The sequence below is a fragment of the Actinoplanes regularis genome (genome assembly GCF_900188005.1).
Taxonomy (GTDB): domain Bacteria; phylum Actinomycetota; class Actinomycetes; order Mycobacteriales; family Micromonosporaceae; genus Actinoplanes; species Actinoplanes regularis.
Genome location: NZ_FZNR01000009.1, coordinates 203,608 through 225,079, shown reverse-complemented (window position 1 = coordinate 225,079; position 21,472 = coordinate 203,608). Strand labels below are relative to the sequence as shown.

Annotated in this window: 18 protein-coding genes; 10 read left to right on the top strand and 8 right to left on the bottom strand. The window is 70.3% G+C overall.

What is annotated here, in order from left to right; genetic code table 11:
- Positions 1-58 precede the first annotated feature (58 nt).
- The 7 genes from CHC09_RS48470 (at position 59) to CHC09_RS24105 (ending at position 6,549) form a co-directional block, all read left to right on the top strand.
- On the top strand, positions 59-700 hold the full coding sequence (locus tag CHC09_RS48470) for an NADPH-dependent FMN reductase (RefSeq protein ID WP_089295450.1): 642 nt from the start codon (positions 59-61) through the stop codon (positions 698-700).
- A 407-nt stretch (positions 701-1,107) separates the two neighbouring features.
- Positions 1,108-2,163, top strand: a complete 1,056-nt coding sequence (locus CHC09_RS24130; protein WP_089295449.1) for an ABC transporter substrate-binding protein — start codon at positions 1,108-1,110, stop codon at positions 2,161-2,163.
- A 23-nt stretch (positions 2,164-2,186) separates the two neighbouring features.
- Positions 2,187-2,951: an ABC transporter ATP-binding protein gene (locus CHC09_RS24125; protein WP_089295448.1), complete on the top strand. Its 765-nt coding sequence runs from the start codon at positions 2,187-2,189 to the stop codon at positions 2,949-2,951.
- Positions 2,951-3,709 (top strand): ABC transporter permease, encoded by a 759-nt coding sequence (locus CHC09_RS24120; RefSeq protein ID WP_089295447.1) that lies wholly within the window; start codon positions 2,951-2,953, stop codon positions 3,707-3,709. Before CHC09_RS24125 ends, CHC09_RS24120 begins: the two co-directional genes overlap by 1 nt.
- Positions 3,706-4,560 carry an ABC transporter permease gene (locus tag CHC09_RS24115; RefSeq protein ID WP_089295446.1) on the top strand — a complete coding sequence of 285 codons (855 nt, stop codon included), beginning with the start codon at positions 3,706-3,708 and terminating at the stop codon, positions 4,558-4,560. The genes CHC09_RS24120 and CHC09_RS24115 overlap by 4 nt, the downstream gene beginning before the upstream one ends.
- Positions 4,561-4,656: 96 nt before the next feature.
- Positions 4,657-5,889 carry a cytochrome P450 family protein gene (locus CHC09_RS24110; RefSeq protein ID WP_179277255.1) on the top strand — a complete coding sequence of 411 codons (1,233 nt, stop codon included), beginning with the start codon at positions 4,657-4,659 and terminating at the stop codon, positions 5,887-5,889.
- Positions 5,890-5,952: 63 nt separating this feature from the next.
- Positions 5,953-6,549 carry an FIMAH domain-containing protein gene (locus CHC09_RS24105; RefSeq protein ID WP_373871950.1) on the top strand — a complete coding sequence of 199 codons (597 nt, stop codon included), beginning with the start codon at positions 5,953-5,955 and terminating at the stop codon, positions 6,547-6,549.
- Position 6,550: 1 nt separating this feature from the next.
- On the opposite strand, the gene CHC09_RS24100 is transcribed toward CHC09_RS24105, so the two are convergent.
- From CHC09_RS24100 to CHC09_RS24085, 4 genes are read right to left on the bottom strand one after another with little or no spacing between them, the layout of a single operon-like run.
- Positions 6,551-11,425: a DNA repair ATPase gene (locus CHC09_RS24100; RefSeq protein ID WP_089295444.1), complete on the bottom strand. Its 4,875-nt coding sequence runs from the start codon at positions 11,423-11,425 to the stop codon at positions 6,551-6,553.
- Positions 11,422-13,377, bottom strand: coding sequence for a flotillin family protein (locus CHC09_RS24095; protein WP_089295443.1), 1,956 nt, complete (start codon positions 13,375-13,377; stop codon positions 11,422-11,424). Before CHC09_RS24095 ends, CHC09_RS24100 begins: the two co-directional genes overlap by 4 nt.
- Complete coding sequence (locus tag CHC09_RS24090; RefSeq protein ID WP_089295442.1) at positions 13,377-13,940, bottom strand: OB-fold-containig protein; 564 nt, start codon at positions 13,938-13,940, stop codon at positions 13,377-13,379. The genes CHC09_RS24095 and CHC09_RS24090 overlap by 1 nt, the downstream gene beginning before the upstream one ends.
- A 58-nt stretch (positions 13,941-13,998) precedes the next feature.
- Positions 13,999-14,658, bottom strand: a complete 660-nt coding sequence (locus CHC09_RS24085) for a DUF305 domain-containing protein (RefSeq protein WP_089295441.1) — start codon at positions 14,656-14,658, stop codon at positions 13,999-14,001.
- A gap of 105 nt (positions 14,659-14,763) precedes the next feature.
- Between CHC09_RS24085 and CHC09_RS24080 the strand changes: the two genes are divergently transcribed.
- Positions 14,764-16,173 (top strand): LVIVD repeat-containing protein, encoded by a 1,410-nt coding sequence (locus CHC09_RS24080; RefSeq protein ID WP_089295440.1) that lies wholly within the window; start codon positions 14,764-14,766, stop codon positions 16,171-16,173.
- A gap of 12 nt (positions 16,174-16,185) precedes the next feature.
- Here CHC09_RS24080 and CHC09_RS24075 read toward each other — a convergent pair whose 3' ends face one another.
- Positions 16,186-17,334, bottom strand: a complete 1,149-nt coding sequence (locus tag CHC09_RS24075) for an RsbRD N-terminal domain-containing protein (protein ID WP_089295439.1) — start codon at positions 17,332-17,334, stop codon at positions 16,186-16,188.
- Positions 17,335-17,685: 351 nt separating this feature from the next.
- On the opposite strand from CHC09_RS24075, the gene CHC09_RS24070 reads away from it, so the two are divergent.
- Entirely contained in the window at positions 17,686-18,066 is a 381-nt protein-coding gene (locus CHC09_RS24070) for a hypothetical protein (protein ID WP_089295438.1), read from the top strand.
- Positions 18,067-18,158: 92 nt separating this feature from the next.
- On the top strand, positions 18,159-19,166 hold the full coding sequence (locus tag CHC09_RS24065) for a hypothetical protein (protein WP_143232503.1): 1,008 nt from the start codon (positions 18,159-18,161) through the stop codon (positions 19,164-19,166).
- Between the two features lie 70 nt (positions 19,167-19,236).
- On the opposite strand, the gene CHC09_RS24060 is transcribed toward CHC09_RS24065, so the two are convergent.
- The 3 genes from CHC09_RS24060 to CHC09_RS24050 all read right to left on the bottom strand — a co-directional run bounded on the left by CHC09_RS24060 (position 19,237) and on the right by CHC09_RS24050 (position 21,404).
- Positions 19,237-20,061: a S1 family peptidase gene (locus CHC09_RS24060; RefSeq protein ID WP_089295436.1), complete on the bottom strand. Its 825-nt coding sequence runs from the start codon at positions 20,059-20,061 to the stop codon at positions 19,237-19,239.
- A 240-nt stretch (positions 20,062-20,301) separates the two neighbouring features.
- On the bottom strand, positions 20,302-20,514 hold the full coding sequence (locus CHC09_RS24055; RefSeq protein ID WP_089295561.1) for a DUF397 domain-containing protein: 213 nt from the start codon (positions 20,512-20,514) through the stop codon (positions 20,302-20,304).
- Between the two features lie 41 nt (positions 20,515-20,555).
- The gene (locus CHC09_RS24050; RefSeq protein ID WP_089295435.1) at positions 20,556-21,404 is read right to left on the bottom strand and encodes a helix-turn-helix domain-containing protein; all 849 of its coding nucleotides are present in this window, start codon (positions 21,402-21,404) and stop codon (positions 20,556-20,558) included.
- Positions 21,405-21,472 lie beyond the last annotated feature (68 nt).

Here is a 21,472-nt window from a genome sequence, read left to right as displayed (position 1 = left end):
AAGATCTGACAATTCGCTGTGAGCTGTCGGACGGCGTCCAGGTCGTATCGTCTGCGCCATGACCCGCGTCCTGCTGATCTCGGGGAGCATTCGCGACGGCTCGCTGCACAGCGCCGCCCTGCGCACCGCGGCCCGGTTCGCCCCGCCGGAGGTCGAGGCCACGCTCTACCCGGGGCTGTCCGGCCTGCCGGCGTTCCTGCCGGGTGATCCGGAGCCGCCGGCCGCGGTGACCGACCTGCGTCGCCGGGTGGCCGAGACCGACGCGGTGCTGTTCAGCACCCCGGAGTACGCCGGATCACTGCCCGGCAGCCTGAAGAACCTGCTCGAGTGGCTGGTCGACGGCGGCCTGCTGAACGGCAAGGCGGCGGCCTGGCTGTCGGTGGTCACGCCGGGCCGGGACGAGGGCGCCCGGGCCGGGCTGGAGTCGGTGCTCGAGCACGGCGGCGCGCGCCTGCTCCGGGCGGCCTGTGTGCGGATCCCGCTGGACGCCCGCGCCGTCGACGAGCACGGGTTGGTCCCCGATCCACGGCTGCGCCAGGCGTTGCAGGACGTGTTGCGGGCGCTGGGCCGCTCGCCGGCGGCGCCCCGCCCCGAGCCCTCCTGGCAGGTGCGGTCCAGTCTCTACCCGATGATCACCCGCTCCGAGACCCCGGCCTTCGGCCGGCGGCCGGACTTCCCGAGTTGCGAAGAGTCCCTTTAGGAGGTTAGCTCCCGTTGAGATGATCTTTAAGAGAGTCTCAAGTGGTGAGTGAGCCCGTTGATGGTGACGCATAGTGGACACCCGAGCCGCTCCCGGAAGGGAAGTCATCGACGTGGCCAGCGCAGACCCTTTGCACCCCCGTATCGTCGCGATTACCAATTGTGACTTCGATCATCCAGGTCGCCCGATTCGTCTCGCGGCGCGCCGCCGTCGCCTGCCGGTCCGCCCGCCCCGTTGGGCCCGCTCGGCGCGCCGTCTCGGCGGTTGACCGCCAATCGCTCACGACCGATTCGACACCTTGCGAAACATGCAGGTGTAGAGCGCTACACCCCGGTCTGATCGCCGAAACTGCGGCGAAACAGCCCCTGGTTAGCGTCGGGCCCTCCCTGAGGGAAAGTGAGCACCGCGTGACTGCGAACATCAATCGGCGCGCCCTGCTGCGCGGCGGCGCCGGCCTGGCCTTCTCCTCGGCGCTCCTCGCCGCCTGCGGCGACGACACCGCGAAGGAGACCTCCGGCGGCGCCAAGAGCCTGGGCGTACTGAACTACCAGCTCTCCTGGGTGAAGAACGTCGAGTTCGCCGGCGCCTACATCGCCGACACCAAGGGGTACTACACGGACGCCGGATTCAGCTCGGTCAACCTGATGTCCGGCGGTCCGAACGTCAGCCAGGACGCGGTGGTCGCCTCCGGCAAGGCGTTGATCGGCATCTCCTCGCCGGACATCACCGCGGCCGCCATCCTCAAGGGCGCCGACCTGGTGGTGATCGGCGCGCAGTACCAGAAGAACCCGTTCGCGATCGTCAGCCTCGCCGGGACCCCGATCAGGACGCCGCAGGACCTGATCGGCAGGAAGATCGGTGTGCAGGCCACCAACGAGCCGGTCTGGAACGCCTTCCTCAAGGCCAACGACCTCGACCCCAGCAAGATCACCAAGGTGCCGGCCCAGTTCGACCCGTCGCCGCTGGTGTCCAAGGAGGTCGACGGCTGGTTCTCGTTCTTCACCAACGAGCCCAACCTGCTCAAGGTGAAGGGCGTCGAGACCGAGACGATGCTGCTCAACGACCACGGTTACCCGATGGTCTCCGAGGTCTACGTGGTGAAGAGGTCCAGCCTCACCGCCGATCGGGACAAGCTCAAGGCGGTCCTCACCGGCGACATCCGGGGCTGGACCGATTCGCTCGCCGACCCGAAGCTGGGCGCCAACCTGGCCGCCACCAGGTACGGCAAGGATCTCGGCCTGGACGAGGCCGAGCAGGCGCTCGAGTCGGCCGCCCAGAACACCGTCGTGCAGACCGACGACACCAAGGCCAACGGTCTCTTCACGATCACCGACGAGAAGATCGAGGAGACCCTCCGGACCCTCGCGCTCGGCGGCGTGGTCATCACCAGGGAGCAGCTCTTCGACCTCTCCCTGATCAAGGAGCTGTACGCCGGGAGCCCCACGCTGAAAGCGGCGTCCTGACCGGCAGGACCGACCGGGGGATCGTGCTGCGCGGCCTGACCAAGCAGTTCACGATCCGCCGGTCGACCGTCACCGCGCTCGACGACGTCGACCTGGACACCCCGGCCGGTGCGTTCGTCGCGCTGCTCGGGCCGTCCGGCTGCGGCAAGTCGACGATCCTGCGCATCCTCGCCGACCTGGAGAAGCCCACCTCGGGCGAGGTGTTCGTGCATGGCGAGGCGCCGGCCACGACCCGGCGCGAGCACCACCTCGGGATCGCCTTCCAGGACGCGGCGCTGCTGCCGTGGCGTTCGGTGGCGGCCAACATCCGGCTGCCGCTGGAGGTGAGCGGGGTCAAGGTGGACGACCGGACGATCGCCGACCTGATCGAACTGGTCGGCCTGGAGGGCTTCGAGCAGGCCCGGCCGGCCCAGCTCTCCGGCGGCATGCGGCAACGCGTGGCGATCGCCCGTGCGCTGGTCGTCGAGCCGCGGATCCTGCTGCTGGACGAACCGTTCGGAGCGCTCGACGAGATGACCCGCCAGCGGCTCAACCTGGAACTGCAGCGGATCTGGACGGAGCGGGCCACCACCACGTTGCTGGTCACCCACTCGATCGCCGAGGCGGTCTTCCTGGCCGACACGGTCGCGGTGATGAGCGCCCGCCCCGGCCGGATCGTCGCCCAGGTGGAGATCGACCTGCCGCGGCCGCGCACCCCGGAGATGATGCGCACGGCCCGGTTCCACGAGTTGGAGGACGAATTGAGCGCGCTGCTCTTCGGCAGGGCTCCGGCCGAGGAGCCGGTCTGATGAGAAGGCCGCCGCAGTGGGCGTTCGGCACCGCCGGGCTGCTCACGCTCCTGGCCGCCTGGGAGCTTCTGGGCCGGACGGCCTTCGCCGACAGCCGTGCGGTGCCGCCGCCGACCGCGGTCCTCGGGCAACTCCACGACGACGGATTCGGCTTCTACCTGCCCAACGTCGAGACCACGCTGCGCGAGGCGGGGCTGGGCTGGCTCTGGGGCAACGCGATCGCGATCGTGCTGGCCGTGGCGCTGGTGCAGGTCCCGCTGCTGGAGCAGGCGCTGCTGCGGCTCGCGCTGGTCAGCTACTGCCTGCCGGTGATCGCGATCGGGCCGGTGCTGGCGGTGCTCTTCAGCGACGACACTCCCAAGGTCATTCTGGCGGCGCTGTCGGTCATCTTCACCACGCTGGTCGGTGCGCTGGTCGGGCTGCGCGGCGCGGACCGGACCAGCCTCGACCTGATCCGTGCGTACGGCGGCGGCAAGTGGACCCAGCTGTGGCGGGTACGCCTGCGGGCCTGCCTGCCCAGCCTCTTCGCCGGGCTACGGATCGCCGCCCCGGCCGCCATGCTCGGCGCGATCATCGGCGAGTACCTGGGCGCCGAATCCGGACTCGGAGTCGCGATGATCAACTCGCAGCAGAGCCTCGCGGTCGAACGGACCTGGGGAATCGCCCTGGTCGCGACCGCCCTCTCCGGCGCCGCGTACGGCCTGACCGCCCTGATCGGCCGGCTGCTCACGCCCTGGGCCCCGAGGGCGGCCCGATGAGCGCCGGCCCGACCCCGGCCACCGTGCGGGCCGGGCTGGAGCGGCACGTGGCCCGCCGGGTCGCCGGCAGAGCCGCCAGAGGCTTCGGCGGGGCCCTGCTCTCCGCCGTCGTGATCTGTGCCGTCTGGCAACTGCTGGTCAAGGGCCTGCGGCTGGACCCGTTCCTGACCCGCGGCCCGCTCGACGTCTGGCGCTACCTCACCGACCCGGCCAACTCCGCGGAACGTGATCTGCTCCGCGAGGCGAGCCGGGTCACCGCCGTCGACGCGATCCTCGGTCTGGTCGGCGGGACGGTCGCCGCGCTGGTCACCGCGGTCGCCTTCACGCTCTGGCGCGGCGTCGAGCAGACCCTGCTGCCGATCGCGATGGCGTTGCGGGCGGTGCCTCTGGTCGCGATGACCCCGCTGATCGCCCTGATCTTCGGCCGGGGACTGCTCGCGGTCACGGTGATCGCCGGGATCGTCACGTTCTTCCCGGTGCTGGTCAACGTGTCACTGGCGCTGCGGGCCGTACCGAAATCGGCCTTGGACCTGATGCGGGCCTACGGCGCCGCGCCGTTCGTCACCCTGCTCCGGGTCCAGTTGCCCGGGGCCCTACCGGCGCTCTTCGCCGCGCTCCGGGTCGCCGCGCCGCTGGCGTTGATCGGCGCGCTGCTCGCCGAGTGGCTGGCGACCGGCAGCGGGCTCGGCTATCTCATGCTCGCCTCGGTCACCACGTTCGAACTCGATCGTATGTGGACCGCGGTGACCATCGTGACCGTCGCGTCGATCGCGCTCTACACCCTGATCAGTCTCTGCGAGCAGCTCACGCTCGCCCGTTACGCCCCGGAACAGCAGGCCCGCCCGCTCTGACGACGACGCGGCGAGATCGGACCCCGGATGGGGGGATTCGTTCCCCCGAATCCCGGTATCGTCAGTATTCGATTCCGGCATTCGGGGGAGGAAGCGATGACGCAGGAACTCGTCGACATGAGTACGTCGGCTTTCCATGGCGACCCGCACGAGGCGTACGCGGAGCTACGCCGCACCGGCCCGGTCCGTCGCGCCAAGCTACCGTCCGGCGTGCACGCCTGGGTGGTGACCCGCTACGAGGACGCCCGCCGCGCGCTGGCCGACCCGAGACTCTCCAAGCGTTCCTCCTCGATGGTCTCCGACCAGCCTGTCGGCGGCTCCCGGACGGCCGGCGCCGCCCCGGCCTCGGCGATGTCGGAGGGGATCGGCGCCGCGATCTCCCAGCACATGCTCGCCGTCGACCCGCCGGACCACACGCGGCTGCGCCGCCTGGTCTCGGCCGCCTTCACCACCCGCCGGATCGAGGCGCTGCGCCCACGGATCGAGCGGATCGCCACCGACCTGCTGGACCGGCTGGACGGCCAGGACCGGGCCGACCTGATCGACGACTTCGCGTTCCCCCTGCCCATCCAGGTCATCTGTGAGCTGCTCGGCCTCCCGATGGAGGACCGCGACGACTTCCGCGAGTGGTCGAACGCGGTGGTTGCCGGCTCGGAGGCCGGTCCGAACCTGGCCTCGGCCATCGAGTCGATGGTGAAGTACATCCACGCCCTGCTCGCCGAGCGCCGCCGGACCCCCGGCGACGACCTGCTCTCCGGGCTCATCCAGGTGCGCGACGCCGAGGACCGGCTGACCGAGGACGAGCTCTCCTCGATGGTCTTCCTGCTGTTGGTCGCCGGTCACGAGACCACCGTCAACCTGATCGGCAACGGCGTCTACTCGCTGCTGACCCATCCGGGGGAGTGGGACCGGCTGCGGGCCGACCGTGAGTTGCTGCCGAGCGCCATCGAGGAATTCCTCCGGTACGACGGACCCCTCAAGACCTCTACGTTCCGGATCGCGAACGAGGAGCTGGAGATCGGCGGGGTGACCATCCCGGCCGGTGACCCCGTGATCATCGGCCTGCTCTCGGCGAACCGGGACGCCGAGCAGTTCCTGGCCGCTGACGAACTGCGCCTGGACCGGGTGCAGAGCCCCGGCCACCTGGCCTTCGGGCACGGCATCCACTACTGCCTGGGCGCCCCGCTGGCCCGGCTGGAGGGGCAGATCGCGTTCACCGCGCTGCTCGACCGCTACCCCGGACTGCGGCTCGCCGTGCCGCCCGAGGAGCTGAGCTGGCGGCCCGGTCTGCTGCTGCGCGGACTGGAGGGACTGCCGGTCCGTTGGTGACGGCCGGGTGAGCGAATCTTGCGAGTCCGGCACGGGCTGGGCATGATGTCGGCCGTGCCCGACATGTATGACCCCCGCCCGTCCGCGCCGGACTGGCAGACGGCCGCGCTGCCGACGGTGACCCCGCGCGACAAGTACGCGACCGCCAACCGCCGCCGCCTGATCGTGCTCGGCTCGGCCGGCGCGTTCCTGCTGTTCGCGATCGGCTACTGGGCCATGTCCGGCTCGGACGACGATCAGACCCCGGCGGCCGCCCCGGCCACCTCGGCGCAGGTGCTCCGGACGGAGACCACCGAGCCGCTGACCGAGGCGACCAGCGAGGCGACCACGAAGCCGCCGAGCACCCGGCCGACCACCGCCAAGCCGGTCGCCACCCAGCAGGTCCGGGTCGGGACGGTGCTCGGCCAGATGCAGCGGGAGATCGGTGTCCTGGTCCGGGCCGACCAGCTGGACCGGGGCGATGCCCGGGCACTTTCCGGGCGGCTCCGGCGGGTCTCCTCGTCGCTGCGCGAGAACGACAAGGAGAAGGCCGCCGACCGCCTCGAGGACTTCGCGGAGAAGCTGGCCGACCTGCACGACGACGGTGACATCAGCGAAGCCGGGTTCAACGCGCTGGCCGGGCAGGCCGCCCAGCTGGCCGCCGGAATCTCCGCGAGCTGAGTCAGCCGCTGAGCCGGCCGATCGCGGCCTCCACCCCCGCGACCCGGTCGGCCACCAGCGCCACCGCGCCGGCGGCCCGGACCATCGGATCCGCGTCGCTTCCGCCGAGCGCCTGCTCCCGCAGGAACCCGGCCTTGACCTCGGCCCACCGCTGGGCCCGCGCCGGGTCCAGCCGGTCGCGGAGCTCGGCCAGTTTCAGCAGGTTGGCCTCGGCCGCACCGGTCAGGGTCTGCGCCTCGCCCAGGTAGTGGTCGTCGAGCACCTGCTCAAGCTCGTCGTCGTTCATCGCCGGAACGATCCGCTCGGCCAGCTTGTTCATGTTGCGATACGACCCCTGCAGCTTGAACGGCGGCTCGGTGCGACTCGCGTCGGCCTGCGCGGCCGAGGCGATGTACGCCTGGTTGACCCGCAGCACGACCCGTCGCGCCCGCTTCATCCCGCGCAGCACGGCCAGGATCTGGTCCAGCTCGGTCGCCGAGTACGGGTACGACAGCCGGTCCGCCCGTGCCGTCTCGTCGCCCTCGGCCAGCCGCATCAGCAGCGGCAGGTCGTTCCCGTCCCGCGCGGCGAGCGGTGCCAGGACGGTGTTCGCGGTCAGCGCGTTCTCCAGGTAGGAGAGCTCGAACAGGTCCTCCCGGCCGGCCAGCACGTCGCCCAGGTTCCAGACGTCGGCCCGGTTGGCGAGCATGTCCGGGATCCGGAAACGGCGGCCGCTCTCCGTGTACGGGTTGCCCGCCATGCACACCGCGAAGCGCTTGCCCCGCAGGTCGTACGTCCTGGTCCGGCCGTTCCAGACACCCTCCATCCGGCGCTGCGCGTCGCAGAGCGAGATGAACTTCTGCAACAGCTCCGGATTGGTGTGCTGGATGTCGTCCAGGTAGAGCAACACGTTGTTGCCCATCTCCAGGGCCAGCGAGATCTTCTCGACCTCCTGCCGCGCGGTGGCGTCCGGTGCGTCGGCCGGGTCCAGGGAGGTCACGCCGTGCCCCAGCGCCGGCCCGTTCACCTTGACGAAGACCAGCCCGAGACGGTCGGCGACGTACTCCATCAGGGTGGTCTTGCCGTAGCCGGGCGGGGAGATCAGCAGCAGCAGGCCCGACCGGTCGGTCCGCTTGTCGTCCCCGGCCGCGCCGAGCTGACGGGCCAGGTTGTCGCCGATCAGCGGCAGGTAGACGTCGTCGAGCAGCCGGTTGCGGACGAACGTGGTCATCACCCGCGGCTTGAACTCGTCGAGCCGGAGCCGGTCCCGCTCGGCGGCGGCCAGCGCCGCACGCTGCTTCTGGTACGCCCGGTAGGCCGGCATCCGGTTCTCCCGGAAGTGCCGTGCCCGGTCCAGCAGCGCGTCCAGGCGCACCTCCAGCCGGCCGTCGGTGATCCGCGGGTGCACGCCGAGCAGCCCACCGACCGTCTCGCTGGTGGCGGCGGCGACGTCGTACCGGGTCAGCGCGGTGCCGATGACCTCGACCCCGACCGCCTCCAGCACGTCGGCGACGTCACCGGCATCCGGTTTGGCCGCCCGGAACGCCTCGAGCCAGGCGTGCACCAGCTGCCGCCGGGCGGCCGGGTCACCGGCCAGGGCGTGCAGGTCGTCGGAGTACTGCCGGGCGGCGGGCGCCTGCGCGCCACCCAGCTCCCGGTGGAAGCGGTCCAGGAAGGTGCGCGCACCGGCGCTGGTGACGAATCCGGCCGGGTCGGCGGCGAGCTCCTCGACCAGGTATTCGCCGATCCCGTTCTCGCCGGTGGCGACCCCGGCGCCGGCCAGTCCCGCCGCGCCGAGATGGGCCGAGGCGGCCGCGGTCAGCTCCGCGCACAGCTCGTCCAGTGCCGGGCCGGCGGAGCCGAACATGGCGCGGACCCGGATCAGCGACGACGCCCGCAGCTGCCAGGAGTGGCGTTGCTCGGCGGTCGCGCCGTAGGCCCAGAAGAGCTGGGCGGCGACCCGCTGCCGGGGCGGGTAGCGAAGCAGGCCGGCCGTGGCGTACATCCGCAGCAACGAGTCCAGGATCACCGTGGCGTCGGCGTCGTGCACGCCACGTTCGTACCCCTCGTCGTATCTCTCCTCGGCGGCCCGGCGCACCAGATTCCGCAACGTGCCCTCGGTCAGCGCGGTGGCCGCGGCCGGCGGATCCGCGGCGAGGATCGCCGCGGCCAGATGTTCGGCCCGGTAGAGGTGCCGGTATTCGGAGATCAGCGGCTGGTCCCAGAAATCCCTGGTCAGCGCGAAGGCCGGGTCGTCGATCGGCGCGCGGTAGTCGGTGCCGGTGATCGCGTACGCCAGCCCGTCGTCCTGCGGGACCAGGGTGAGGTCGATCGCCTGGCTGTTCACCGCGAACGTGTGCCGTCCCAGCCGGATCCCGTCCCCGTCGAACAGGTCGAGCCGGTCGCGCAGCGCCCGCCCGGCCTCCTGCCGGGACGCCTTGAGCCGGCCCTCCAGCTCCTCGGCGCGGACCGTGTCACCGGCCGCGCGCAGCTCGTCCGCGACCGTCCGGACCTTCGCGACCATCGGGTCGGTGGCGAAGTACGTGTTGACCTCGTCCGGGTCATTGAGCGTGGTGATCCGGCGGTGGACCGCGTCCAGGATCCGGCGGGCCGACTCGGCCAGCCGGTCGGCGCGGCGGGCCCGCTCGTCGAGCAGCGCCTGACGGCGGCCGGCGATCGCCTCGTACACCTCGGTGCGCTTGCCGCCCAGCCGCTCGCCGAAGTCGTCGACCTCGCCGAACCGGGTTTCCAGCGTCTCCACCTGGGCCATCAGCCGGGCCAGGTGCTCGTCACAGCGTTCCGGGGTGTCCGCGGCGGCGAGCGCGGCGGACACCGACTGGCCGAAGAGCGCGAACTCGGCGGCGAACGCGGCCCGGCCCTCGATCGCGGCCAGCTCGCGGCGACGACCGTCCAGTGTGGCTCGTGCCCGGTTGAGCCCGCCCAGCACTGTGCCGATGCGTTCCAGGATCGACACCCGCACGGTCGCGTCGGCGATCTCCAGCCCGCCGACGACATCGGTCACCACCTGAAGCCCGTCGGACTGCTCGGTGATCCGTTCGCCGATCGGCTCCGCCTCGGCCACCGTGCTGATGTTCGCCGCCTGGGTGGCCAGCTCCTCGACGCCGGCCTGGTAGTCGGCGAACGCGTCCGGCCGGCGCAGGAACTCCACGGCCCGCCGGGCGGTCTCGTCGGTGGCGGTGACCAGCGACGCGGCGATCTCGTCGAGCCGGGCGACGTCCGCGTAGCGCAGCTCCCGCAGCCCGGCCAGCCTGCCGCGTTCCCGGCGCAGCTCGGCGAGCCGGCTCACCCAGCCGCCGGTCGTGGTCGGCGCCTCCGACGCGGCCCGCCGGATCAGGGCGTCCGCGGTCGCCTCGGCCTCGGCCAGGGCCTGCGCCGCCTGCGCGGTCAGGGCCTGCACCGAGGCGAACTCGTCGAGCACCTGGGTGGCCGCGGCGCGCGCCTCGGCCAGCGGCTCGGCGAGGTTCTCCAGCTCCGGGTCGGCGAGCCAGTGGTAGGTGTCGAAGGCTCGGGTGCAAGCCGCGATGATCGCCTCGAAGACCGGCCCGGCGGCGGACATCTCGTCGACCATCCGGGTCACCGAGAGCGCGTCCGCGATGCCTCGGACCAGATCCGCGTTGCCGATCCGGTCGAGCGGCCCGGTGCCGGGCGGCTGGGCCGCGGCGTGGGCGTCCGAGACGTACGGCGTCTGCCACACCTGCACCGGGTGCACGCGGGACGGCTCGTCGCCGGGGCTGCGCAGCACCACCAGCGTGCCGTCGTCGAAGATCGCGTAGCCGTGGCCCGGGATCGGCGTCGCCACCTCTTTGCGGATCACGTTGTACGGCAGCAGCAGGTACCGCCCGGACCCGGCGTCGTGGAAGACGTGCAGCACGTCCTCGCCGTTGACCGACCGGATCACCCGCTCGAAGGCCAGCCCGGCGGTGTCCTGGTCGAACGTCTTCGCCATCCCGGTGGCCAGGTAGTACCCGCCCGGGAAGATGACGCCCTGGTCCTCCGGCAGCCGCCGGCACGCCTGCCCGATCCCGTCGAGGCGCCGCACGTCCCGGGTGCGGGTGTTGAACACCAGGTGCCGGTGCACGGTCTCCTGGTAGGGCAGCACCCGCAGCAGGATCAACGGCCCGACCCGGGCGTACGCGATCTCCGCGTCCGCCAGGCTCTGCAGCGGCTCGTCCACCGGCTCGGAGTAGACGCCCTCGCCGTCCTCGGTGTTGTTCTCCACCTTGACGGTCAGCGTGCCGCCGACCGCCTCGACGAAGACCTCGTCCTCGATCGAAACGTGTGGGTGCCGGCCGAGAACGTGCTGCTCGCGAGTGGTGACCGTCCAGGTGAAGTCGTGCGTGGGCGGCAGCACGTGGTCCCGTTCACCGCGCGCGTCCTGGTACGTCACCGACCCGTCGACCCCGACCCGCCAGCGCAGCACCTTCAGGTCGTCCGCCCGCGCCCCGGTCTGGAAGACAGCGAGCAGCAGTCCCTCGACCCGGCGCAACTGCCGCAGCCGGGTCTCCTTGTAGTACCGGTACAGCTCGGCGAAGTCCCGCCGGAAATTCGGGTCGTCCAGCAACCCGGGCTGCTGGACCGGCTGGAACTGCCGATCCAGCACGGCGAACACGTCGTCCACCGAGGTCTCGGCCTTCATCCCGAGGAACGCGTTCGCGCCGAACAGCAGCGCCTCCCCGGCCGGCGCGACGTCGACCGGCACGCAGTTGTTACCGGTCCGGATCCGCTCGGCGCCCAGCAGTTCGGTCTGCTGGGCACCGAAGACCTCGACCCGGCGGGCGTTCAGCGCTTCGGCCCGTTCGGCCAGTTCCCGGGCCTTGGCGCCGAGCCGGGCCCGGAGCACCTCGTAGGTGCCCGCGTCGATGTTCGCCTCGGTCACTCAGCCTGGTCCTTCTTGAGCTGGTTGGCGACGGCCGCCGCCACGCTCAGGTTGGCCACATCCGCGGTGGACACCGAGCTGGCGAGCTTGTGCAGGTCCTCGGCCAGGTCGCCGTCACCGTTCAGGTAGCGGGCGCCGAGGCCCTGCACCACCGAGCTGTGCTCGACGAACCCGTCGATGCTCTTGCCCAGCGTGATCGAGCCGACCAGCTTGTCGAAGAAGACCGAGTCGCCGCCGACGATGTCGATGTCGGCCTTCTCCAGCCCGGCCGCGACCACCATGGCCTGCGCCTCGGCGATCTCCTTGTGCACGTTGATGCCGGCCAGCCGGATCTCCTTCTCCATCTCCAGTCGCAGTCGGTACTCCTCGTGCGCCCGGGTGACGTCGTCGAGCGTGGCCATCGCACCGGCCTTCTGCTCGAGACCCTCGGCCTCGCCCTTCAGCTTCTCCTTGATCGCCTCGGCGGCGACCAGGGCCTTCTGGCGCTCGACGGCGGCCTCGGCCAGGCCGGTCTTCTCGATGACCTCGGCCTCGGCGCGACCGGTCTTCTCGATCACCTCGGCGTTGCGCTCGCGGACCTGGACGTCGGCCAGGCCGGCCGCGGCCGCCTCGGCCTGGGTGCCCTCGGCCAGCCGGATCTTGGCGCGGGCGTCCAGCTCGGCAGCCTGCTGCCGGGACTCGGCCAGCAGCAGCAGCTCACGGGCCTTGAACTTGGCCGCGGCCTCCGCCGCCTCGGCCGCCTTGATGTCCTTGACCAGGGCCTCCTGCGCCTCGGCCTCGGCGTTGATGACCACGGCCTGACGGGTCCGCTCGGCCTCCTCGACGACCCGCAGGCGCTTGATGTTCTCCTCCTGCTCGGCCACGGTCTTCTCGACCGCGATCCGCTCCCGGATCACCTCGGCCATGGTCCGCCGCTCGGTCTCGACCTCCTTGTCCTTGGAGATCGTGGAGAGCTCGGTCTCCCGCTGGCGGCTGATCACCTCGAGCATCCGGTCCTTCTCGATGCGCTCGCTCTCGATCGCGATGACCCGCTCGCGGTTCTTCTCGGCGACCGCGATCTCCCGGGACTTGTTCTCCGACTGGACGCCGAGCTGCTGCTCGGTCTTGATCCGGGCGGACTCGGAGCGAAGCGTCTCCTCGGCCCGGGCCAGCGCGATCTCGGCCTCCTCACGGGCCCGGATGGTCTCGATCTCCCGGCGCTGCTTGATCTCCGCGTCCGCCTTGCGGCGCTCCAGTTCGAGGATCGCCTCGCGGGCGTCCACGTCCTGCCGGGTGATCTCCTTCTCCTCGTTGCGCCGGAAGTCGTTGGTGCGTACCGCCTCGATCGCGGTCAGTTCGGTGATCTTCCGGATGCCCTGGGCGTCCAGGATGTTCTTCGGGTCGAGCGAGGTGACCGGGGTCTGCTCGAGGAAGTCGATGGCCGCGTCCTCCAGGCTGTACCCGTTCAGGTCGGTGCCGATCACCTCGATGATCTGGTCCCGGAAGTCGTGGCGCTTGGTGTAGAGGTCGATGAAGTCGAGCTGCTTGCCCACGGTCTTCAGCGCCTCGGAGAACTTCGCGCTGAACAGCTCCTGCAGCGTCGCCTCGTTGCTGGCCCGGCCGGTGCCGATCGCCTGTGCCACCTTGATCACGTCTTCGGTGGTCTTGTTGACCCGGACGAAGAAGGTGATCCGGATGTCGGCGCGGATGTTGTCCCGGCAGATCAGTCCCTCCCGGCCGGTGCGGGAGATCTCGATCGTCTTCACCGAGATGTCCATGATCTCGGCCTTGTGCAGAACGGGAAGCACCACCGCGCCGGTGAAGGTGACGTCGACCCGGCGCACCTTGGAGACGATCAGAGCCTTGCCCTGCTCCACCTTCCGGAACATCCGGCTGAGGAAGAACAGCACGCCGATCGCGATGAGCACGACAACGGCGAGGAGCACACCGAATCCGGTGGAGACAACGTCCATCAAAGGCCTTTCTTGGCGATATCAGCGGGAACGACCCAGAAGAACTCGCCTTCGGGGTCGGCGTCGTAGATGAGGGCGAGGGTGCCGGCGGTCAGTTCGTCCGCGCCGGTCTGGCGGACCTGGACGATCGCCGACGATCCGTCGGCGGCGTGGACCTCGGCCTGGCCGAAGGTCTCGGTCACCCGCCCGGTACGGATGACGCAGGTGCGGCCGACGAAGTCGGCGCGGGACGCGTCCGGCCCGTCCGGCAGCAGCCTGCGCAGCGGGATCGCGGCCAGCCGGGTGACGATCGCGGCGACGATCAGGGCGGCGACCGGCACGACCCACAGCGGCAGGAAACCGTGCCACTGGCTGCCGGCGAGCGTCCCGAACCAGGCGAGCGCCGCCAGCAGTGAGACGAAGATCGGAACCGGGAGCCCGAGCAACTCCCCGTGACCGTGCCCGGCCTCCGGGTCGGCGCCGCCGGCGATCACCACGATCCAGTAACCGATGACGAGAACCAGCAATGGTGTGAGGAGAACGGTGGGGAAGCTCAGCGTCGCTTCGATGAACCCGTTCCCCATGAATTTTTCCTGTTCTTCAGTCGGCGGATCACAGGGTGGCAGGCGACGTCAAACGGGTCTATCCGTTGAGTGACAGATCGTCCAATCGGCGGATCTCGCTGCCCTGTTCGACCGCCATTTCATTGGCTATTTCCGACAATCTCTGATCTGTGCCGCCGCGGAGCAGATCGCCGGCCATCTGCTGAGCGCCGCGATGGTGGGCGATCATCATGGTCACGAACCGCCGGTCGAAGTCGGCGCCCCGGGCCGCGGTCAACTCGCCGATCGCGGACGCGGTCTGCATTCCGGGCATCCCGGCGTGATCGTGGCCGGGATCACTCTCCGGCTTCCCTCGATCGCGCAGCCACGACCGGAGTACGTCGATCTCCGGCTGCTGGGCGGCGCTGATCCGCCCGGCCAGGTTGCGCACCTCGGCGGCGCCGGCCCGGCCGGTGGCCAGCCCGGCCATCTCGATCGCCTGCGCGTGATGGGCGATCATCATCTGCGCGAACGCCACATCGATGGAGTTGTACGCCGATCCGTCCGGCGCCCGCACCTGATCGGAATCCGACACCGCGGCCGACTCGCCGGGGCGTCCCGGTAGGACCACTCGGACCGGTGGCGTGGTCGGCGTGCTGTCGGGGGTGTCGCCCGGCGCCCAGGCCACGAACGCGATCGCGCCCGCGCTGAGCAGCGCGACCCCCGCGGTGGCCAGGACTGTCCAATGGTGACGGTTCATGAATTCCTCCCCGGCGGTATGGTAACCAACATCATCGATGTCGCTGGTGGTGCGTGCACGCTCACATGTGGTGCCTGCCGGTGACTCGCAGCCGGAAGGAGCTCCATGAAGCACCTGGCCTCACGAGGGCTGGCCGCGATCGGGATCATGCTTGCCCTGGTGATCCCCGACGTCGCCCGGGCCGACACGACCGCCGTGCCCGCGGTGGACGAGATCGTCAGCAGCCCGAACATCGCCCAGGTCGGCCACCTGGACAAGACCGGCCCGTTCGCCACCGAGACCTCCTACAACACCGACTGGGCCTTCCGCGGGACGTACGCGTTCGGCGGTAACTACAACGGCTTCACCGTCTACGACATCCGGAACCCGCGCAGCCCGAAGGTCGCCGCCCAGGTGGTCTGCCCGGGCTCGCAGAACGACCTGTCGATCTACGGCGACCTGCTCTTCGTCGCCACCGACTCGCAGCGCACCGACGACTCGTGCAACAGCACCGCGGTGCCCGGCAGCGCGCCGGCGGAGACCCCGCGCTGGGAGGGCATCAAGGTCTTCGACGTCAAGGACCCGCTGAACCCGCGGTACCTCGCCGCGGTCAAGACCGACTGCGGTTCGCACACCCAGACGCTGGTGCCGGGCAAGGGCCGGGACCGGTCGGTCTACCTGTACGTCTCGTCGTACAACCTGTCGCGCGCGAGCGTGCCGAACTGCGCGCTGCCGCACGACAAGATCTCGATCGTCAAGGTGCCGCTGCGGAACCCGGCCGCCGCGGCCGTGGTGGCGACGCCGGTGCTCTTCCCGGACGGTGGTTACGAGGGTGACGAGGACAGCTCGGCGACCACCGGGTGCCACGACATCACGGCGTACCCGCAGCGGGACATCGCGGCCGGCGCCTGCATGGGCGACGGCGCGCTCTTCGACATCTCGAACCCGGTGGCGCCCAAGGTGATCGCCAAGGTCCGGGACACCACGAACTTCGCGTTCTGGCACTCGGCGACGTTCAACAACTCGGGCTCCAAAGTGGTCTTCACCGACGAGCTGGGCGGCGGCGGCGGCGCGACCTGCAACCCCACGGTCGGTCCGGAGCGCGGCGCTGACGCGATCTACGACATCGTCGGCCGGGGAAAGCACCGCAAGCTGGAGTTCCGCAGCTACTTCAAGATCCCGCGGGAGAACGCCGCGACCGAGAACTGCGTGGCGCACAACGGCTCGCTGATCCCGGTCCCCGGGCGGGACGTCATGGTGCAGGCCTGGTATCAGGGCGGCATCTCGATCTGGGACTTCACCGACTCCCGCAAGCCGGTGGAGATCGCCTACTGGGAGCGTGGGCCGCTCAGCACCGAGCGCCTGGTTCTCGGCGGTTCCTGGTCGGCGTACTGGTACAACGGCTTCGTCTACTCCAGTGACATCCAGAAGGGCCTGGACGTGCTGAAGGTCGACGACCGCAGGCTCCGTGGCGCGGCATGGTTCCGCACCCGGCAGTTCAACGCGCAGACCCAGGCCGACTTCCGTACCTGGTGACAGCTGGTGGTCTCAGCCGAGGCCGGCCTCCGGGCCGGCCTCGCGCCAGGCCCACAACGCCCACCACCAGCGCACCGTCTCCAGCACCGTGAGCTGCTCACCCACCGCCCCGAACCCGGTCAGCTCGTGCAACCGCCGCAGCCGGTACCGGACCGTGTTCGGATGCAGATGCATCGATCCGGCGGTCAGGTCCAGCCGCTGCCCACGATCCAGATAGGCGAGCGCCGTCCCGGCGAGATCCCGATGAAAGTCGTCGGCCGGGTCCAGCGCCCCGAGCAGCTCGTCCCGAAGGAAACCGGCGAGCATCGGCTGCTCGGCCAGGGCCGTCTCCCCGGCCAGTTCGGTCACCGCGTGCGGGCCGGTCTCCCGGCGGGCGCGAGCCGCCTGCAACGCGGCGAGGGCGAGGCGGTACGCGGCCGCGGCGTTCTTCACCGGTACGGGCGGAGTGCTCACGATCAGCGAAGAGGTGCCGGAGAGCGTGGGCAGCCGTGGCGTCAGCCCGCTCAGCCGCCCGCCGACCGGTGCCAGCACGCCACCGCAGCGGGCGAACGCCTGCTCCAGCCCCCGCACCCGGGCGGGATCCGCCGCATCCGACACCACACAGTGGTAACGCCCCTCGGCGGTCAGTCCGAACCGCCCCAGCTCCGCGCCGGTCTCGTTCCCGTCCGGCCCGAGCAACAGGTGCCGCAGCAGCCGGATCCGGCCGGCCCGCCGATCGAGGTCCAGTTGCCGCTCGGCCGTCCGGTATCCGTCCAGCACGTGCCGTTCCAGGGCGTTGCCGTACCGGTCCAGCCGCAACAGGCCTTGCAGCAGCACGTCATCCGGCAGTCCGGCGGCCCGGCCCCGGGTGATGGCGATCTCCAGGATCCGGCTGCGTCCACCATGGACCGCGGAGAGCAGCGCGCCCACCGGCACGCCGAGCGCCGCCCCTTCCGCCCCGAACCGCCGCGCGTCCGCGAAGTCCGCGTCACCCGGCTCGCCGGCGCGCGGGAACGCGTGGCAACCTGCGGTGATCAGCGCGGCCACGTGCCGGCGGCTCTCCGCCGGAGGCAGGCGGGCCGACTCGGGGGACTGCGCCCGCGCCGAGGCCATCACGTCGTCCACCAGCCGGGAATCGGCGGCCAGCGCGTGGACCAGGGTGGTGAGCACGTCAGCGGTCATCCGACACCTGTTCCTCGCTTGGTTACCGCAAAGTAACAGTTGTCGGCATCGATGTGAATTAGTGCCACTATGCCTTACGACAGTGCTCGCGCTGGTGTAATACGCGGCGTTCGCCCCGCGTAGCGGTGATACCTATTCTGATCCGCCCGGAAATCCCCCATACTGTCTCGAACCGTGCCGCTGCCCGGCGCTGACGGCCCGGGCCGGTCCCCTGCGGGCGAAGGGGCCGGCTCGGGTCCCCATCCCGGCGGGCCGGAGTCGGCGCGCCACGCGCCACGTGCGGGTGAAACCGGCGGCCCGGCGCGCCCCGCATCCCCGGGCCGGCCAGGGCGGACCGTTACCTTGACAACCATGATGACGACCGTGGGACGCACCTCGGTGCTCCGGTCGTTGCCCGCGCTGCTGGCGCTGCTGCTGGCCCTTTTCGCGGCTCCTGCGAGCCCGGCCACCTTCGCCCCGGTCGCCTCCGGTACCTCCGCTCCCGCTACGGTCACCGTCTCCTCCGCCTCCACCACTTCCGTCGCGCCGGCCGCCGCCGTTTCGGCCTCAGCCGCGCCGGCCTCCGTCGCGCCGGCCGCGGCCAGCCCGGCCTCAGCCGCGCCGGCCGAGGAAGTCGCTCCGCTCGCCGAGCCGGTCGCGGGCCCTGTGGTCGCGGACCGCACGAGCGTCCTGTTCGTACAGCGCTCGGCCGGGGCCACGGGCTCCCGGGCGCCGCCTCGCACCGCTGCCTGAACCGAGGAGAACGGCCGTCCACCGGTCGTCTCGAGGTCTCGCGCACGTGCCCGGCCAGCGGAATCCCCAGACGAGCGAAAACGGAAGAACTCATGAGCATGGTTGCCGAAATGCTGCTGCACGAGCCGGCCCCGGTGGCGATCTGGGGCGCCCTGTGGCTAGCCACCATCCCGGCCGTGCTGGTCCTCGCCAGCCCGGCAAGCGTGCACAATCTGGGCCGGGCACTGATCGACGCATGTGCGTTTTTGATCGGCCGGCCGGCGGACGGGCTCTTCGCGGCGTCCGCCGGCGATGAGACCCTGGCCTACGCCGCGTTCGGCGCCGAGTTTCCGGCCGGATTCCCGGCCGAGGACGAGCCTTTCGGGAATGCCGTCCCCGACGCGACCGATCCCATTTCCGCGGACGTCGCCGCGGTTTCCGAGCGGGTTTCCGCGCCGATGGGTCCGGCTGCCGGCTCCGCACCCGGCCGTTTCTTCCGCCGGGCCGCGAAGCGGCGCGAAGAGCGCCTCCGGCGCGAGATCGAGGCGGTACGAGGAGTCCGTTACGCCGAGGAGGTACGGGTCGCCGCGGATCAGGCCGGGTACGTCGCGGATCACTGGCAGGAGCACTGGGAGGCGGCGGGCGTTCGCGTCGATGCCACGTTCCGGGCCTGGCAGGCGGCCGACTCGCGGATGCGGCGCAGCCGGGCGGCGGCGGTCTTCGGTACCCCGGCGACCGGGCAGAGCCCCGCCGAGTACGCCGACCGCGAGCGCTTCCTGCACCTCGCGGTCCGCGCCGCCGCCGAGCGCGGCGAGCTGCCGACCAGCGCTGTCGCGGATGCCCTCACCGGGCGCGGCGGCTGGGACGCCCGGCTGCACCCGGTCGACCAGGAGCTGGTCATCCAGGGCGCGGCCGCCGCCCATCTGGAGGCCGTCTGGAAGCAAGCGCTCGAGGCCGAGAAGCTCGCCTGGCGGGACGCCCAGGTCGCCCGCCGGGACTGGCAACGCCTCTGCCAGGAGGCGATCCTCGCGTCCGCCTACGCCACCGCTGTCCGGCACCTGCTCCCCGCCGAGCCGGTCAAGCTCGCCCAGGCGGCTCATCCCGTCGCCCGGGTCGCCTGATCCGTCCGGCGGCGATCGGGGGACGACCTGGCCGCGCCCGGCCGGGGGACCGCCGGCCGGGCGCGGACGGCTACGGCTTGGCCAGCAGGCAGCCGGAGATGGTCAGGTCGATGGTCCGGGTGCTGGTCAGGCAGGTGTTGAACCAGTACGTCTGCTCGCCGTAGCTCTGCCCCTGGTATGCGTGCGTGGTGCCGTTGGCGTCGACCTCGCACGGGTTGTTCAGGGTGCACATCTCGCCGTCGTCGTTACCGGTGTTGTTGATGCCGACGATCTGACCACTGGTGGCGTCGACGATCGGGGAGCCGGAGGTGCCGTGGATGGTGTCGCAGTTCGTGTCGTACCGGATCGAGTCACGCCAGGTCCACTCGTCCTCGCGGAGGGTGGAGACGAAGCTGTCGATCTTGCAGTTCCAGATCCGCTTCCAGTAGCTGGACGGGATGGTGATGCTCGAGCCCGCGGTGGGGTGACTGGCCGAGATGGTCAGCGCGGTCGCGCCGTAGTTGCTGGAGAGGGTCGCGTACGTGCTGGTGAGCCGGTACAGGGTGACGTCGGTGCGGGTCATCGTGGCGTACAGGATCCGGTCCGCGCGGACCGTGGCGACGGCCCGGCCGCTGCTGTTCAACAGGGAGCCGGTACGGCTGCTGGTGCGGTTCTGCAAGACGGTGCCGGCGGGGATCAGGCCGCCCTCGTAGCAGTGTCCGTTGGTGAGCATCATCGCGCGGTCGGTGCTGACCGAGGTCGGGTAGCGGACCAGCGAGGCGGAGCAGTTGCTCAGGGAGATGGTGTTGGCCAGCGTCACCGCGGCGACCGCCTGTGCGGGGGTGGGGCCGGCGAGGACTGCGGTGGTGGCCGCGAGGGTGGTGGCCACGGCGGCGACTACGCGACGTAGGCGCATGGGGGGTCGTCCCTTCTGTCGGGCGACGGAGCCCGGCGGATGGGCGGGATCGTCACCGATCGATCTACGGTGCACGTACCCTCGCATCGGCCAACTTCTATGTCAACGGCGCCTGATCGTGACTGGTAACGACCATGCAGAAAGCCGCAACACCCCTCGGGTGCTGCGGCTTCCCTGGATTAAGAGCCGAAGAAGTTCAATCGGGCTCTTCCCATCGGTGCGAGCCTGTCGGTAGGCTCACTAAGCGATATCGAACTCGCCGTCCTTGGCAGAGTCCACGAAGGCGGTCCACTCCGCCGACGTGAACAATAGAGCTGGGCCTGTCTGGTTCTTGCTGTCACGGACGGCGATTCCCTCGTCGATGAACGCGACCTCGACGCAGTTGTTACCACCGTTGCCGTTGCTGCGACTGCCTTTTCTCCAGACGGCACCGTTGAGCTGGTGCGCGAGCAACTCGTGCACCTCCCTCCATCATGAGATTGTTTCGGGAGTCGCTAAGCGCCGAGCAGACTCTCGATCATCTTTATGGTGGTGCGATGGTCGAGCGCCCTCGTGCTCAATCGCTCGAACTCCTGCCTGTACCGGGCAACCTCAGTCGGCTGCTCCTCGTAGTAGTCTCCCGCAAGACCTTCGAGATAGACAACATCCAAATGGGTGGTATCCCGGTATTCCAAAAGGGTGCAAGGGCCGCCCAGGAACGAATGTTCACCAGCGCTGAACGGCAAGACCTGCAGCGAAATATTTGGCAATTTAGCTGTTTCAATCAAATGCTCGAGCTGCGCTGTCATCACGTCCTCGCCACCGATCCTGCGGCGGATCGCCGATTCGTCGACGATCAGGGCGAGCTCCAGCGGGTGCTCGCCCTGCAGCCGGCTCTGCCGGGTCAGCCGAAGCGAGATACGCCGGTCGATGCGCTGCGGCGGATCGGCTGATCGTCCGGTACTGATCAGAGCTCGCATGTACGCCTCGGTCTGGAGCAGGCCGGGAATGAGGATCGGCTCCCAGCACCGCATGGACGTCGCGGCGGCCTCCATCCCGACGAAGTTCCCCGGCCGCATGATGTCCTTGTAGTCGGTCCACCAGCTGCGCTCACGCGAGGAGCGGGCCAGCTCTATCAGAGCCTCCCGGTACTCCTCGTCCTCGACCAGGTAGAGGGTCAGTAGATCTCGGACATCGCGCGGCGTCACGGCCACCCGCGCCGTCTCGATCCGGGTCACCTTCGCGGAGTGCCACTCGAAATGCCGCGACACGTCCTGCTGGGTCAAATGGGCCGCCTCGCGGCAGCGTTTGAGTTCCACCCCGAGCCGGCGGCGGCGCAGTGTCGGACCCTCGATATCGGACACCTAAGACTCCCTAAAGGTGCTGAGGAGGCTGATATTACGAGTGTTCCTCATGATCAAGGTACCCCCAT